14 protein-coding genes are annotated in these 14,315 nt (G+C 66.7%); all 14 read right to left on the bottom strand.

The window, feature by feature from the left end; all coding sequences use genetic code 11:
- On the bottom strand, positions 1 to 1,446 hold a 1,446-nt coding region (gene ureC / locus VGV06_01140; GenBank protein ID HEV2053758.1), incomplete at its 3' end, for an urease subunit alpha.
- 4 nt (positions 1,447 to 1,450) lie between these two features.
- On the bottom strand, positions 1,451 to 1,816 hold the full coding sequence (locus VGV06_01145) for an urease subunit beta (GenBank protein HEV2053759.1): 366 nt from the start codon (positions 1,814 to 1,816) through the stop codon (positions 1,451 to 1,453).
- A gap of 10 nt (positions 1,817 to 1,826) precedes the next feature.
- Positions 1,827 to 2,129, bottom strand: coding sequence for an urease subunit gamma (locus tag VGV06_01150; GenBank protein ID HEV2053760.1), 303 nt, complete (start codon positions 2,127 to 2,129; stop codon positions 1,827 to 1,829).
- A gap of 17 nt (positions 2,130 to 2,146) precedes the next feature.
- The gene (urtE, locus tag VGV06_01155) at positions 2,147 to 2,857 is read right to left on the bottom strand and encodes an urea ABC transporter ATP-binding subunit UrtE (GenBank protein HEV2053761.1); all 711 of its coding nucleotides are present in this window, start codon (positions 2,855 to 2,857) and stop codon (positions 2,147 to 2,149) included.
- A gap of 8 nt (positions 2,858 to 2,865) precedes the next feature.
- Positions 2,866 to 3,645 carry an urea ABC transporter ATP-binding protein UrtD gene (gene urtD, locus VGV06_01160; GenBank protein ID HEV2053762.1) on the bottom strand — a complete coding sequence of 260 codons (780 nt, stop codon included), beginning with the start codon at positions 3,643 to 3,645 and terminating at the stop codon, positions 2,866 to 2,868.
- Positions 3,646 to 3,703: 58 nt separating this feature from the next.
- Positions 3,704 to 4,837 (bottom strand): urea ABC transporter permease subunit UrtC, encoded by a 1,134-nt coding sequence (gene urtC, locus VGV06_01165; protein ID HEV2053763.1) that lies wholly within the window; start codon positions 4,835 to 4,837, stop codon positions 3,704 to 3,706.
- A complete protein-coding gene (gene urtB / locus VGV06_01170; GenBank protein ID HEV2053764.1) occupies positions 4,824 to 6,512 on the bottom strand; it encodes an urea ABC transporter permease subunit UrtB in 1,689 nt (562 codons plus the stop codon). The genes urtC and urtB overlap by 14 nt, the downstream gene beginning before the upstream one ends.
- A gap of 8 nt (positions 6,513 to 6,520) precedes the next feature.
- Entirely contained in the window at positions 6,521 to 7,819 is a 1,299-nt protein-coding gene (urtA, locus tag VGV06_01175) for an urea ABC transporter substrate-binding protein (GenBank protein ID HEV2053765.1), read from the bottom strand.
- 245 nt (positions 7,820 to 8,064) lie between these two features.
- On the bottom strand, positions 8,065 to 8,667 hold the full coding sequence (locus VGV06_01180) for an ANTAR domain-containing protein (protein ID HEV2053766.1): 603 nt from the start codon (positions 8,665 to 8,667) through the stop codon (positions 8,065 to 8,067).
- 205 nt (positions 8,668 to 8,872) lie between these two features.
- The gene (glnA, locus tag VGV06_01185) at positions 8,873 to 10,297 is read right to left on the bottom strand and encodes a type I glutamate--ammonia ligase (GenBank protein HEV2053767.1); all 1,425 of its coding nucleotides are present in this window, start codon (positions 10,295 to 10,297) and stop codon (positions 8,873 to 8,875) included.
- Between the two features lie 101 nt (positions 10,298 to 10,398).
- Positions 10,399 to 11,859 (bottom strand): ammonium transporter, encoded by a 1,461-nt coding sequence (locus VGV06_01190; GenBank protein ID HEV2053768.1) that lies wholly within the window; start codon positions 11,857 to 11,859, stop codon positions 10,399 to 10,401.
- 28 nt (positions 11,860 to 11,887) lie between these two features.
- Complete coding sequence (locus tag VGV06_01195) at positions 11,888 to 12,226, bottom strand: P-II family nitrogen regulator (protein ID HEV2053769.1); 339 nt, start codon at positions 12,224 to 12,226, stop codon at positions 11,888 to 11,890.
- Positions 12,227 to 12,415: 189 nt separating this feature from the next.
- On the bottom strand, positions 12,416 to 12,826 hold the full coding sequence (locus VGV06_01200) for a response regulator (protein HEV2053770.1): 411 nt from the start codon (positions 12,824 to 12,826) through the stop codon (positions 12,416 to 12,418).
- A gap of 144 nt (positions 12,827 to 12,970) precedes the next feature.
- Complete coding sequence (locus VGV06_01205; protein HEV2053771.1) at positions 12,971 to 14,314, bottom strand: sigma-54 dependent transcriptional regulator; 1,344 nt, start codon at positions 14,312 to 14,314, stop codon at positions 12,971 to 12,973.
- Position 14,315 lies beyond the last annotated feature (1 nt).

Here is a 14,315-nt window from a genome sequence, read left to right on the forward strand (position 1 = left end):
GGCGAACATGGGCCGGTAGCGCACCGGCTGGGGTGTCGGGATCGAGGCGCTGGGATCGCCCATGGCCGCCGTCACGATGAAGCCGCTCTTCAGGACGAGCTCGGGCTTGACGCCGAAGAAGGCCGGCTTCCAGATGACGAGATCGGCCAGCTTGCCCGCCTCGATCGAGCCCACCTCGTGCGCGATGCCGTGCGAGATGGCCGGGTTGATCGTGTACTTGGCGACGTAGCGCTTGGCGCGGACGTTGTCGTTCCTGCCGTCGCCCGGCAGAGCGCCTCGCTGCTTCTTCATCTTGTCCGCCGTCTGCCAGGTGCGCGTGATCACCTCCGCGATGCGTCCCATGGCCTGCGAGTCCGAGGAGAGCATGCTGATCGCGCCCAGGTCGTGGAGCACGTCCTCCGCGGCGATCGTCTCCGCGCGGATCCGGGACTCCGCGAAGGCCAGGTCCTCCGGGATCTTGGGATCGAGATGGTGGCATACCATGAGCATGTCGAGATGCTCGTCCATGGTGTTGACCGTGAACGGCATGGTCGGGTTGGTCGAGGACGGGAGACAGTTGGGCTCGCCGCAGACCTTGATGATGTCGGGCGCGTGCCCGCCTCCTGCGCCTTCCGTATGATACGTGTGGATGGTCCGGCCCTTGAAGGCCTTGATCGAGTCCTCGACGAAGCCCGCCTCGTTCAGGGTGTCCGTGTGTATGGCGACCTGCACGTCCATCTCCTCGGCCACGGAGAGGCAGGCGTCGATGGCGGCTGGAGTGGTCCCCCAGTCCTCGTGGAGCTTGAGCCCGATGGCGCCCGCGGCCACCTGCTCCCGAAGCGGGTCGAACCTGGAGGCATTTCCTTTCCCAAGGAAGCCGAGGTTGATCGGCAGGCCGTCCGAGGCCTCGAGCATCCGGTGAATGTTCCACGCCCCAGCGGAGCAGGTCGTGGCGTTGGTGCCGGTCGCGGGGCCCGTGCCGCCGCCGATGAGAGTCGTCAGCCCGGCCGAGAGCGCCTCGTCGACGAGCTGAGGGCAGATGAAGTGGATGTGGCTGTCGATGCCGCCCGCAGTGACGATGCGTCCTTCGCCCGCGATGACCTCCGTCGAGGCGCCGACGATCATGCCGGGCGTGACGCCGGCCTGGATGTCGGGGTTGCCGGCCTTGCCCACGCCGACGATGCGCCCTCCGCGGATCCCGATGTCTCCTTTGACGATTCCCCAGTGGTCGAGGACGAGGGCGTTGGTGATGACGAGGTCGAGGACTCCATCCGCGGCGGTGGCGCGCGCCGACTGGCCCATGCCGTCGCGGATGACCTTGCCGCCGCCGAACTTGATCTCGTCGCCGTAGACCGTGAAGTCCTTTTCGACCTCGATGAGGATGTCCGTGTCCGCGAGCCTGACGCGGTCACCCACGGTCGGACCGTAGAGGTCCGCGTACTGCCGCCGGGGCAGCCGGAGACTCATGGCCTCACGCCCCCTGGAAGCCGGCCTGGGCGGCCTTCTTCACCGCGGCGTCTCGGCGCGCCGCGTCCACCCTGCCGTCGGCTAGCGCGTTGAGCCCGTGGACCTCCCGCGCGCCCGCCAGCTCCACGAGCGTCACCGCTTTCTCATCACCCGGCTCGAATCGGACGGCGGTGCCAGCGGGCACGTTGAGCCTCATGCCCCAGGCCTTCGCCCGCTCGAAGCGAAGCGCGCGGTTGGCTTCGAAGAAGTGAAAGTGCGAGCCGACCTGGATGGGCCGGTCTCCCGTGTTTGACACTGTCAGCTCGACGGTGTGCCGGCCCGCATTCGCCTCGATGTCGCCGTCGCCGAGGATGTACTCGCCTGGGATCATTTCTACCCCGTCATCGGATGGGATGGTGGATCGTGACCAGCTTCGTGCCGTCGGGGAAGGTGCCCTCGACCTGCACCTCCTCGAGCATCTCCGGCACGCCGTCCATGACGTCGTCCCGCTTGAGGACGGTGATGCCGAAGGCCATGAGCTCGGACACGCTCCTTCCGTCGCGGACGCCTTCGAGCACCTCGGCGGTGATGAGGGCCAGCGCCTCGGGGTAGTTCAGCTTGAGACCGCGGCCCCGCCGCCTGCGCGCCACCTCGGCGGCGGTGAAGATCAGCAGCTTGTCCTGCTCTCGGGGGGTCAGGTGCATGGCCGGATGATCTTACGTCAAACGGTCAGGTGCTGTCTTACCACATCATGGCGCAGCTCGGAGGTCGAACCGCTTGCGACGATGGCGCCCTTGCGCATGATGGCGTAGGAGCCGGCCAGACGCCAGGCGAACTCGAGGTACTGCTCGACCAGGAGGACGGCGATGCCGCGCTCCTTGATGCGCTGGATGGCATCTTCGATCTGGAGTATCACGTTCGGCTGGATGCCCTCGGTCGGCTCGTCCATGAGAAGGAGCTTCGGCCGCGCCAGGAGGACCCGCGCAATCGCCAACTGCTGCTGCTCCCCGCCCGACAGCACGCCGCCCTTGCGGGAGAGAAGCTGCTTGAGCTTCGGGAACAGGTCGAACACCTGCTCGATATCGGCCTGCGCGAGCCTGCCGTTGCCCGCCGACTTGGGCCGCCCGAGAAAGCCGACCCGCAGGTTCTCCGCCACGGTCAGGTTCGGGAAGATCTCACGTCCCTGCGGCACGTAGCCGATGCCGCAGGCCGCCCGCTCCTCCGGCCGGAGGCGTGCGAGGTCCGTGCCGTCGAAGACGATGCGCCCCGAGCGAGCCGGCAGGAGCCCCATGATGCTCTTGAGCAGGGTCGTCTTGCCGACGCCGTTCCGGCCCATCAGGCACACGACCCCGCCCGCGGGCACGTGGAGCGAGACGTCCCAGAGCACCTGGCTCTCGCCGTAGGCGACGTCGAGGCCCCCAATCTCAAGCATGGGAGACCTCAAGCATCGGCGTCGCGGCTCCGTCCCAAGTAGACCTCCATCACACGCTCGTCACTCTGGATCTTGTCCACCGGCCCCTCGCACAGCACCCCGCCCTCGTGAAGCACCGTGACCGTGCGCGCGATCCGGCGGACGAACTCCATGTCGTGCTCGATGACGAGGACCGCCCTTTCCTCTGCGACTCCCTGCAGCAGCCGCCCGGTCTTCTCGGTCTCCTCGTCGGTCATGCCGGCGACGGGCTCGTCCACGAGAAGGAGCTCCGCGTCCTGGACCATGACCATACCGATCTCGAGCCACTGCTTCTCCCCGTGGGAGAGCCCGCCGGCCCGGTCCCCCGCCTGACCGAGGAGCCCGATGCTGTCGAGGGTGGCGTCGATCCGTTCCCGCTGCTCCCCGCTGAGCCGAGCCTTGAGCGTGGGGAACACGCCCTTGCTCGAGCGCGCGAGCGCCAGCTCGAGGTTCTCCCTCACCGTGAGGTTGGCGAAGATGGACGGCGTCTGGAACTTTCGCCCGATGCCAAGCCCCGCGATCTCGTTCTCCCGCCGTCCGACCAGGTCGATGTTGCGGCCGAAGATCACGCGCCCCGCGCTCGGCTGGACCTTGCCCGAGATGACGTCGAGGAGCGTCGTCTTGCCGGCCCCGTTGGGCCCGATGACGACCCGCAGCTCCTTGTAGTCCATGTAGAAGTTGAGCCCATTGAGCGCCTTGAAGCCGTCGAAGTCGACGGTGACGTCCTCGAGGTAGATGATCGAGCCTCTCGGCGAGGCGCCCACGGTCATGCGAGCTGCCCTGGTGTGAATGACGTCGCGCTGCAGCAGGGCCTCTTCGCGCAAGCGCTCATCGGGGCGTCACCTCTACGGCCTTGGCCTTTTCACTCCGGGCCGGCGCGGGCTCGGGCGTCTTGGCCGCGCCGAAGCGCGCCATCAGCTTTTGCGCCGTCCCCACGATGCCGTCGGGGACAAAGAGGACGACGGCCACGAACATCCCGCCCAGCACGAGGATCCAGAGATCCGGGTAGTGCGTCGTCAGGATGCTCTGGAGCCAGTTGACGCCGAAGGCCCCGACGACCGGCCCGATGAGCGTTCCCCGCCCGCCCACCGCGACCCAGATGATCATCTCGATGGACGGCAGCACCCCGATCCTGGCGGGCGTGATGATGCCGACCTGCCCGACGTACAGCGCGCCCGCCACGCCCGCGAGAGCCGCCGACACGGTGAAGACGAAGAGCTTGAACGCCGCCGGAGAATACCCGCAGAAGAGCACGCGCGTCTCGCTGTCGCGGATGGCGACCAGGACCCTGCCCGCCGGAGAGCGCACGATCCACCGGCAGAGCAGGTACGCGCCGCAGAGGCACAGGGCGGTGACGACGTAGAGCCCGCGCTGGGTGCTCGCCTCATTGAGCGGAAACCCGAACATGGTCTTGAAGCCGGAGAGGCCGTTGGTGCCGCCGAGGTTCATCGCGTTGCGGTTGAACGTGAGCCAGGCGCAGAGCGCCAGCGCCTGGGTGATGATCGAGAAGTAGACGCCCCGGATCCGGCTCCTGAAGGTGAGAAAACCGAAAACCGCTGCAACGATGCCGGGAACGAGCACCACGGCCAGCAGGGTGAACAGGGCGCTGTAGAAGGGCCTCCAGAACAGCGGCAGCTCCGTCACGCGGTTCCAGACCATGAAGTCCGGCAGCACGTTCTGGTACACGCCCTTGGCCCCGATCTCGAGCATGAGGTGCATGCCCATGGCGTAGGCGCCGAGACCGAAGAAGACGCCGTGGCCGAGCGAGAGCACGCCCGCATAGCCCCAGATTAAATCGATCCCCAGTGCCAAGATGGCGTAGGTCAGGTACTTGCCGAAGAGGTTCAGCGTAAAGTTGGAGACTCCGAACGGCGAGCCCTGTGGCAGCGCGTTCAGCGCTGGCAGCACCACGACGAGGAGGACGGCCGCGGCGAGGAACGCCCAGCGCTCACGAGTCTGCATAGCGTCCCTTCGCCGCGAAAAGCCCGGACGGACGCCGCTGGATGAACAGGATCACGACCACGAGGATCGCGACCTTTCCGAACACGGCGCCGAGGCCCGGCTCGATGATCTTGTTGAGCCCGCCAATGCCGAGCGCGGCCAGGATGGTCCCGAGGAGCTTGCCGACGCCCCCCGTCACGACCACCATGAAGGAGTCGACGATGTAGTTCTGCCCGAGCTCCGGCCCCACGTTGCCGATCTGGGTCAGCGCGCAGCCGGCGATACCGGCCAGCCCCGCGCCCAGGGCGAACGTGAGGGCGTCCACGCGGCGGGAGCGGACGCCGAGGCAGGCCGCCATCCCGCGATTCTGCGTCACCGCGCGGACCCGCAGACCCGCGTCGGTCTTGAAGAGCAGAAGATACATCCCGGCCACGGCGACCGTCGCCAGCCCGATGATGAAGAGCCTGTTGTAGGGCAGCTGGATTCCGACCATCACCGGCACGCCGCCTGAAAGCCACGTGGGCGAGATCACGTCCACGTTCGCCGCGCCGAACCAGAGGCGCAGCCCCTGCTGGATCATGAGGCTGATGCCCCAGGTCAGCAGCAGGGTCTCGAGCGGCCGGCCGTAGAGGAACCGGATCACGCCGCGCTCGAGGGCAAAGCCGGCCGCGCCCGCCACGAGGAACGACAGTGGGAGCGCCACGAGGAAGTAGTACCCGAAGATTCCCGGAGCGTGCCCCTGGAACCACCCCTGCGTCACGTAGGTGGCGTAGGCGCCGAGCGCCATCAGCTCGCCATGCGCCATGTTGATGACGCCCATCAGGCCGAAGATGATGGCGAGGCCGAGAGCCATCAGGAGCAGGATAGAGGACAGCGACACCCCCTGGAACATGACCTGGATCGCCTGGGTCAGGAGCGTCCAGCGCTCGACCCGCTTGACGGCTTCCGCCGAGGCCTGCTTGAGCGCGGGCGGCGTGCCGGGGGCATCCGCTATCTCGCGAAGCCGATCGAGGGCGTCGCCGCTGCCGAGAGCGCCTAGCCTGGTGGCGGCGTTGACCCGCTCGGCGGGTGAGCCCGACTTCAGGTGGATGAGGGCAATCGCTTCCTCGATCGCGTAGCGCACCCACCTGTCCTTCTCTTTCGCGAGGGCCTCGGTCAGCGTCGGCAGCGCGCCGGGATCGCCGCCATTGCCCATCTTCACGGCGGCGGCCTGCCGGACGGTCCAGTCCGGGTCGGCCAGCTGCGTCGTTCCCGAGAACGCATCGATCAGCGGCCGGAGGACGAGGCGCAGGCTCCGCCCCGTCGCGACCTCTGCGAGCTTGGAGAGATCGGCGAGAAGCGGCTTGCCGTCGGCACTCCGAATCGGCTCGCGGCCGTAGGCGGTGAAGATCGGGACCAGGGTCTTGTCGCCCTCGTTGACCTTGTCCCCGACGATGACGGTCTCCCTCTTACCTCCCGGCAGCGAGCGGACATAGACGCTGCCTTCGCGAAGAGCTTCCAGCAGCGGCAGGAGCTTGCGGTCGCCGGTCTTGCCGAGAGCGACCGCCGCCGCCTCTTGCACGGCAGCGTCGCTCGAGGCGACCGCGGCGATGGCTTTGACGATCTCCGGCGCCGGTGACGGAGCCGCACCCTGCGCCGCTGCCGGGACAGTGAGCCCCGGCAGCAGCGCGAGCGCCAACAGCAGACGCGTGATCACGTAAGTGGCTAGGCCTTCTTCTGGTACGTACCCTTCTGGTTGACCCAGTCGCAGCCCTTGTCGGGGCTCGTGTACTTGCTCCACGGCTCGGCCCTGACCAGGCCCTTCGAGCGCGAGACGACCTTGAACTGGCCGTCCTTGAGGATGTCGCCGATCAGCACCGGCTTGTAGGTGTGGTGGTTGACCTCGTCCATCTTGATCTGCCCGCCCGGCGCCAGGAAGGTTTGGCCGTAGACGGCCTTGCGGACCGCCGCCACGTCGAACGACTTGGCCTTCTCGACGGCCTGCTTCCAGATGTAGACGCCGAAGTAGGCCGCCTCCATCGGGTCGTCCGTGACGCGCTTGGACCCGCCGGGCAGCTTGTTCTTCTCGCAGTAGTTCTTGAACGCCTGGATGAACTTCTTGTTCTGCGGTGTGTCGACCGACTGGTAGTAGTTCCAGGCCGCGAGATGGCCGACCAGCGCGGAGGTGTCCATACCGCGCAGCTCGTCCTCGGCCACGCTGAAGGCCATGATCGGCGCGGTCTCGGAGCGCAGGCCCTGGTTGGAGAACTCCTTGTAGAAGGGCACGTTGCTGTCGCCGTTGATCGTCGAGAGCACCGTGGCTCCGCCGCCGGAGGCGAAGCGTTTGATCTTGCCGACGATGGTCTGGTAGTCCTGGTGATTGAACGGCGTGTACTCCTCGGCGATATTGTCCGCCGGCACGCCCTTCGCGAGCAGGAACGCGCGCAGGATCTTGTTGGCCGTGCGCGGGAAAACGTAGTCGGTGCCGAGCAGGTAGAACTTCTTGTACCCGCCGCCCTCCTTCGACATCAGGTACTCGGCCGCCGGGATCAGCTGCTGGTTCGGCGTGGCCCCGGTGTAGAAGACGGCCTTCGAGCACTCCTCGCCCTCGTACTGCACGGGGTAGAAGAGCAGGCCTTCGTTGTTCTCGAACACGGGCAGCACCGACTTCCGGCTGACCGAGGTCCAGCAGCCGAACGTGACCGCCACCTTGTCCTGGAGGAGCAGCTGCTTCGCCTTTTCGGCGAAGAGGTCCCAGTTCGAGGCTGGGTCCACGACCACGGGCTCGATCTTCTTGCCCAGGACCCCGCCCTTAGCGTTGATCTCCTCGAACGCCATCATGCAGACGTCACGGAGCGACACTTCGCTGATCGCCATGGTGCCGGAGAGTGAGTGGAGAACGCCCACCTTGACCGTGCCGCCGCCCTGGGCGCGGAGGACGGAAGGAAAGCCGATCCCCGCAGCCGCGCCGAGGCCGGCGGCCGCGGTCGTCTTGAGGAAGTCCCTGCGCGAGAAGTCTTGCATGTCCGTCTCCTTCTGACTTCGGGGTGAGTGGTTGGGCCCTTCATCGGGCCCTGTCCATTGGGAGAACCGGCGCTCGGCCTCAGACCCCGCTGTCTCGGCGCGCCGCGCTTCTGGGACAGCAAGCGCCATGCCCGGGAGGGCCGTCAGTATTTCTCAACAATTACGGCTAAACACACGCCGGATATGACGAGGCCGCTGCCTACTTGGTAGGCAGCGGCCAGGTTCTGCCTCAGAAAACGGCAACGCTAGCGTGCGGGGCGGAGTGGACCCATCCCGTCCGTGAGCAGGAGGGCCTGGGCGACCTCGGCCATAGTCCTCCTGGTATCCATGGCCGTCTTCTGGATGCGCCGGAAGGCTTCCGGCTCGCTCATCCCGAGCCGGGTCATGAGGAGCCCCTTCGCGCGGTCCACTAGCTTGCGCGATTCAAGCTTCCGCCTGAGCGCTTCGTTCTCCAATCGCGCGGCCTCGAGATCGCGGAAGCGGGAGACCGCCACGTCGAGGGCCGGCGCCAGCTCCGCCGGTCTGAGCGGCTTGACGAGGAACGCCAGGACCCCGGCGTGGACGGCGCGCGCCGCGACGTCGGGATCGGCATGGCTGGTCAGGAGAACGATGGGGCACGGGAGGGCCGCCATCACCTGACGGGCCGCCTCGACGCCGTCGCCGTCCGGCAGCCCGACCGCGAGCAGCAGGACGTCGGGGCGGTGCTTGTCCACGAGCCGCACGGCATCCTCAACGCGGCTGCCATTCCCCACGACGGTACCCCCCTGGGAGCCGACGGCCTCAGCCACGACCGCCCGGGACGGGGCGTGATCATCGATGATCAGGACTCTCCATCGTTGGGTTTTCATGCATCCGTGCAGGAGCAAGGACAATGCCACCTCGCGTGCCTGAAGAATCGGGCGATTAGGCGCCCTATAGATCGCGCCGCCTGCCCAGCCGTCGCGCAAGCAGTGGGCATCGCCTACTGAGTGAGCAACAGCCCCCGCCCAGCCCCGGACGCACGACGGCCCCCGGTGCGCCTGGCGCCGAGGGCCGTCCTGTACCGCCGGCAGGCTAGATGTCGTAGTAGAGGGCGAACTCGTACGGATGCGGACGCAGCCGGACGGGGTCCACCTCGTTCTTCCGCTTGTACTCGATCCACGTCTCGATCAGATCCGGCGTGAACACGTCCCCCTTCAGCAGGAAGTCGTGGTCCTTCTCCAGGTTGTCCAGCACGATATCGAGCGAGCCCGGCAGCTGCTTGATCTTCTTTTGCTCAGCCGGCGGCAGCTCGTACAGGTCCTTGTCCACCGGCTTGCCCGGATCGATCTTGTTCGCGACGCCGTCGAGCCCCGCCATCACGCACGCGGCGAAGGAGAGATAGGGGTTGCACGTGTTATCAGGCGTACGGAACTCGATGCGCTTCGCCCCCTCGGACTTGCTGTACATCGGGATGCGGATGGCGGCCGAGCGGTTGCGCTGGCTGTAGACGAGGTTGATCGGCGCCTCGTAGCCGGGCACGAGTCGCTTGTAGCTGTTGGTGCTGGGCGCGATGAACGCCAAGAGCGCGGGCGCGTGCTTGAGGATGCCACCGATGTAGTGGAGGCACATCTTCGAGATATCGGCGTACCCACCCCGCTCGTAGAAGAGGTTCTTGCCGTTCTTCCAGATGGACTGGTGGGTGTGCATGCCGGAGCCGTTGTCCTGGAAGAGCGGCTTGGGCATGAAGGTCGCCGTCTTGCCCCACTTCTTCGCGGTGTTCTTCGCGCAGTACTTGTACCAGCAGACCTTGTCCGCCATCTTCGTCAGCGTGTCGAAGCGCATGTCGATTTCGGTCTGCCCGCCCGTCGCGACCTCGTGGTGGTGCACCTCGACCCGGACACCGACCGACTCCAGCGCCAGCACCATATCGGAGCGGATGTCCTGGAACTGGTCCATCGGCGGCACGGGGAAGTAGCCCTGCTTGTAGCGCGGCTTGTAGCCGAGGTTCGGGCGGTCCGGCGTACCCTCCCGGCCCGAGTTCCACGCGCCGGCCTCGGAGTCGATGAAATAGAAGCCGTAGTTGTAGCTCTGGTCGAAGCGGATCGAATCGAAGAAGAAGAACTCGAGCTCGGGCCCGATGAAGATCGTGTCCCCGGCGCCCGACTTCTTGACGTAGGCCTCGGCCTTCTGCGCCACGTAGCGGGGGTCGCGGGTGTAGGCCTTGCCCGTGATCGGGTCCTTGACGTTGCAGATGAGGACGAGGGTCGGCACCGCGGTGAACGGGTCCATCTGCGCCGTCGAGGGGTCGGGAATGAGCAACATGTCCGACTCGTCGATGGTCTGGAAGCCTCTAATAGACGAGCCGTCGAACCCGAGGCCGTCCTGGAAGATGCCCTCGTTCAGCTCGGAAACCGGGATCGAGAAATGCTGCCAGAGGCCGGGGAGATCGATGAAGCGCAGATCGACTATCTTGACGCCCTTCTCCTTGGCCATCTTCAGTACGTCCTTCGGGGTCATGCGTTCCGCCTCCTTTGAGATGACGTGGGACTAAAATGCCGGGCCGGTGGAGCGTCGCTGCCCCACCGGCCTCGCTACACTAAGCGCTCCTGTTCGATGCGTCAATGGGCCGGGCGCTTGGCCTGGGCCGCCTTCATGGCCTCCGCGAACGCGCCGCTCCCGGGGCCGCTCATCCCGTACTCTCCATACGAGGATCCGCCGAGGGCATAGGCCGTCTCCGAGTGCTGCGAGAGGTCGAGCCCCGCCATCTCGTCGTCCTCGCTAACGCGCAGGCCCATGATTGCGTCCAGCACCTTGAGGATGACCACCGTCATCACGAAGCCCAGCACGATCGTCGCGACCACGGCCACCAGCTGCTTCCAGAGCTGTCCCGGGTCGCCGTAGAGGAGCCCGTTGGCCCCGGCGTCGTTGACGGTCTTGGTGGCGAAGATCCCGGTGGCGAGCGCCCCCCAGGTGCCGCCGACGCCGTGCACGCCGACGACGTCGAGCGAGTCGTCGTAGCCGAGCTTGGTCTTGAGGTTGCAAGCCGTGTAGCAGAGGATGCCGGCGAGCCCTCCGATGACGAGCGCAGCCATAGGCGTGACGAAACCGGCGGCAGGCGTAACTGCCACCAAGCCCGCGACGGCGCCCGAGGCGGCCCCCAACACCGTGGGTTTACCTCGCGAGCTCCACTCGGTCAGCATCCAGCCGAGCGCCGCCGCGGCCGCGGCCGTGTTGGTCGTCGTGAACGCGTTGGCCGCTACGCCGTTCGCCCCGAGAGCGCTGCCCGCGTTGAAGCCGAACCAGCCGAACCAGAGCAGGCTCGCGCCCATGACCGTCATGGGCAGGTTGTGGGGCGGCATGGGCTGCTGGCCGTAGCCCTTGCGCTTGCCGATGACCAGCACGGCCGCCAGCGCAGAGACGCCGGAGGAGATGTGCACGACCGTACCGCCGGCGAAGTCGAGCGCGCCCAGCTTGCGCAGCCACCCGCCGTCCGCCCAGACCCAGTGGGCGAGCGGATCGTAGACGAGCGTCGCCCACGCCAGCACGAAGATGATGAAGGTCGAAAACTTCTTGCGCTCGGCGAAAGCGCCGGTGATGAGCGCCGGCGTAATCACGGCGAACATCATCTGGAAGAGCATGAAGGCCTGGTGCGGGATGGTCGCGGCGTAGGTCGGATTCGGCTCGGCGCCGACGCCGCGCAGCCCGACCCACTCGAGCCCCCCGATGATGCCTCCCTTGTCGGGCCCGAAGGCCAGGCTGTAGCCCCAGAGCACCCACTGCACCGAGATCAGGGCCAGGATGATGAAGCTTTGCATCAGCGTGCCGAGAGCGTTCTTCTGCCTGACCATGCCGCCGTAGAAGAGCGCGAGCCCGGGCGCCGTCATGAGGAGCACGAGGGCCGAAGACATCAACACCCACGCGGTGTCCCCGGTGTCGATCTTCGGAGCCGGCGCCGCGGGGGCGGCGGCGGCAGGAGCCGGCGGAGCGGCCGCCGGGGCCTGGGCGAGGACCGGGCTGGCAGCGCACAGACCCAGGACCGCCATCAGCAGGATGAGCAAGAATACCCGGGACACTCTCATTACCGCCTTTCCTCCCTGACCTTTCCGGTCACAGGGCGCTCTCGTCGCGCTCGCCGGTGCGAATACGAATCGCCGTGTCCACGGGATGGACGAAGATCTTGCCGTCACCGATATTGCCGGTCTTGGCCGCCCCGGCGAGGACGCCGGCGACCTTGTCCACGAGGCTGTCGGGCACAACTACCTCGATCTTGATCTTGGGGAGGAAATCCACGGTGTACTCGCCGCCGCGGTAGAGCTCCGTGTGCCCCTTCTGCCTACCAAAGCCGCGGACCTCGGAGACCGTCATGCCGATGACGCCGATGCCCGTCAGGGCCTCCTTCACGTCGTCGAGCTTGAACGGCTTGATGATAGCTTCGATCTTTTTCATTAAGTCCTCCCGGGGCGCCTTGGTTTGCACCTGTCATGCCGGGCGTCTGTATTCCACGAGGGCGAGAAAAATCAAATGCTTGTACGGCGAAAGGGAGAGACCTCGAGACAGACATCTGCCCAATTGGTAGGCAGATGCTGAAAACTGCCTCGGCACTAGGCAGGGGCCGAGGGGGGAGCGATTACGGCGTCAGTCGCGCCAGACGGTCTCTTCGACTGCGCGGCGGGACTTGAGATTCACGTCTGTCTCGACTGGTCGAGGCAGCGCGACCTCAAGAGCGCTCCAGACAGTGCGGAGGTCGGGGCTCTTCTGAGCCGGAAACATGCCCGGGATAGCGGGTGGGCTGTCCATGGTGAACGTGCCCGAACAGACGATTACCGGGACCTTCGACCCGCGCCGCTCCATCTGGCGAAGGAAACCCATGCCGTCGAGGTGAGGCATTCGGAGGTCGAGCACGATGATATCCGGCCGCACCAGGTCGAGGGCCGCCAACGCGTCGAGCCCGTCCACCGCTTCGAAGACTTCGAAGTCTCCCTCGAAGCCCATCCGATACAGAGCCCGCCAAGCCGGATCGTCGTCGACCACCAGCATCTTCATCATCGGCGCCACCTCCCGCGCGCCCTAGCTGCAATCCGGGGGCCCGCGGGGAGGGGTCGATTATCAGGTACTTAGAGACACAGTGTCAGCGAAGACGTCACCGGCGTGACGGTAGGGCCTGACACCGTCGAGGAGCGAACGTTCGCCCTAGGTGCGCCGCTGGGGAATGTCGTGGCGTCGCATCTTCGAGTACAGGGTGGGCCGGCGAAGGCCCAGGATGGCCGCCGCCGCTTGCTTGTTCCACCCGGTCGCTTCGAGCGCGCGCACTATCGAGAGACGCTCGATCTCCTCGAGGGACCCGGCGGGCGGGATGGCAGTCAGGAGCGGCGCGCCGGCGTTGAGGGCTTCGGGCAGATCCGCCGTCGTCACCTCCCGCCCGCGGGCCACCAGCACGGCGCGCTCAATGACGTGCTCGAGCTCGCGCACGTTGCCGGGCCACAGGTACGACAGAAGCCGCCTGAACGCCTCGGGGTCTATCCCCTCCACCTGCCTGTTGTGCTTGAGCCGGAAGCGGTCGAGGAAGCCCTTCACGAGGAGGGGGATATCGTGGGTCTTCTCCCGGAGCGGCGGCAATTCCACCGTTACGGTGTTGATGCGGAAGTAGAGGTCCTGTCTCAGAGAGCCGTCGCGGACCGCGGCCTCGGGGTCGCGGTTCGTCGAGGAGATGAGCCGGAAATCGACGGGCACGGCGCGGCTGCCGCCCAGGCGCCGCACGCTCCGGTCTTCCAGCACGCGCAGGAGCTTGGCCTGGAGGTCCGGCGGCATCTCCGTGATCTCGTCGAGGAGGAGAGACCCCTTGTGGGCCTCCTCGAGGAGGCCCGGCCGGTCCGAGGTGGCGCCCGTGAAGGCGCCCTTCACGTGCCCGAATAGCTCGGACTCGATGAGGTCCTTCGGCAGCGCGGCGCAGTTGATCTTGATCAGGGGTCCTTGGGCGCGCGGGCTCTTGGCGTGGACGGCGTTGGCAGCCAACTCCTTGCCCGTGCCGCTCTCTCCCACGATAAAGACGTTGGCGTCGGACGCGGCGACCGAGTCGAGCAGCTCGAACACGCGCCGCATCGTGGGCGAACCTCCGAGCATCTCGCCGTACCCCATCTGCTCCGCCAGCTGCCGCTTCAGGTCGGAGGTTTCGGCCAGGAGTTGCCGCCGCTCGAGCGCCTTGCCGAGCAGGGTCAGCATCTCGGCCGAGTCGAAGGGCTTGGTCACGAAGTAGAAGGCGCCTTCCTTGGTCGCCTCCACGGCCTTCGAGATCGAGCCGTGGCCCGTCATGATGATGACCTCGATGTCGGGGTCGCGGCTCTTGAGCAGCCTCAGGAGACCGATGCCGTCGCCGTCGGGCAGAACGAGATCCACGAGCGCCACGGAGAAGTCCCGGCCGTCCAGGCGCGCGGCCGCTTCAGCCGTGCTCACCGCCGTTTCCACGACGTAGCCTTCGCGCTCGAGAATGAGCCGCAGGCCCTCCGCGATCGCGGGCTCGTCGTCAACAACCAGCACT

It is taken from the genome of Candidatus Methylomirabilota bacterium, assembly GCA_035936835.1.
Classification (GTDB): domain Bacteria; phylum Methylomirabilota; class Methylomirabilia; order Rokubacteriales; family CSP1-6; genus AR37.

Coding starts and splice junctions, on each gene's coding strand:
- VGV06_01180 (HEV2053766.1), bottom strand. CDS start 8,667: ATGAAAACCCAACGATGGAGAGTCCTGATCATCGATGATCACGCCCCG.
- urtC (HEV2053763.1), bottom strand. CDS start 4,837: ATGCAGACTCGTGAGCGCTGGGCGTTCCTCGCCGCGGCCGTCCTCCTC.
- urtD (HEV2053762.1), bottom strand. CDS start 3,645: ATGACCGTGGGCGCCTCGCCGAGAGGCTCGATCATCTACCTCGAGGAC.
- urtE (HEV2053761.1), bottom strand. CDS start 2,857: ATGCTTGAGATTGGGGGCCTCGACGTCGCCTACGGCGAGAGCCAGGTG.
- VGV06_01200 (HEV2053770.1), bottom strand. CDS start 12,826: ATGATGAAGATGCTGGTGGTCGACGACGATCCGGCTTGGCGGGCTCTG.
- VGV06_01195 (HEV2053769.1), bottom strand. CDS start 12,226: ATGAAAAAGATCGAAGCTATCATCAAGCCGTTCAAGCTCGACGACGTG.
- VGV06_01145 (HEV2053759.1), bottom strand. CDS start 1,816: ATGATCCCAGGCGAGTACATCCTCGGCGACGGCGACATCGAGGCGAAT.
- VGV06_01190 (HEV2053768.1), bottom strand. CDS start 11,859: ATGAGAGTGTCCCGGGTATTCTTGCTCATCCTGCTGATGGCGGTCCTG.
- glnA (HEV2053767.1), bottom strand. CDS start 10,297: ATGACCCCGAAGGACGTACTGAAGATGGCCAAGGAGAAGGGCGTCAAG.
- urtA (HEV2053765.1), bottom strand. CDS start 7,819: ATGCAAGACTTCTCGCGCAGGGACTTCCTCAAGACGACCGCGGCCGCC.
- VGV06_01150 (HEV2053760.1), bottom strand. CDS start 2,129: ATGCACCTGACCCCCCGAGAGCAGGACAAGCTGCTGATCTTCACCGCC.